At 61.9% G+C, this 543-nt stretch carries 1 protein-coding gene; it reads left to right on the forward strand.

The annotated features are described in order from the left end of the window. Positions 1-543: AMP-binding protein (locus JMV15_RS27835; protein WP_201491987.1), on the forward strand; the 543-nt coding region annotated here is incomplete at both ends.

A 543-nucleotide genomic window follows, 5' to 3' on the forward strand; every position in this document is an offset into this window, starting at 1 on the left:
TCGCCATGCCGCGCAGTGCCGAGATCATGGTGGCGTTCCTGGCGGTGATGAAAGCCGGCGGTGTGTATGTGCCGCTGGATATCGAATACCCACGTGATCGCCTGCTGTACATGATGCAAGACAGCCGCTCGAAAATGCTGTTGACCCATTCGGCCGTGCAACACCGGTTGCCGATCCCGGACGGCCTCGACGTCTTGGCGGTGGATCAGGTGCAAGCCTGGTCGGATTACAGCGATACGGCCCCGACTGTGGCGCTGGACGGCGACAACCTTGCCTACGTGATCTACACCTCCGGCTCCACCGGTTTGCCCAAGGGCGTGGCGGTGTCACACGGCCCGCTGGTGGCGCATATCATCGCTACCGGCGAGCGCTATGAAACCTCGCCGGCCGATTGCGAGCTGCACTTCATGTCGTTCGCTTTCGACGGCTCCCACGAAGGCTGGATGCACCCGCTGATCAACGGCGCCAGCGTGTTGATCCGTGACGACAGCCTGTGGCTGCCGGAATACACCTACGAGCAGATGCATCGCCATAACGTGACCA

The organism is Pseudomonas paracarnis (assembly GCF_904063055.1).
Classification (GTDB): Bacteria; Pseudomonadota; Gammaproteobacteria; order Pseudomonadales; family Pseudomonadaceae; genus Aquipseudomonas; species Aquipseudomonas paracarnis.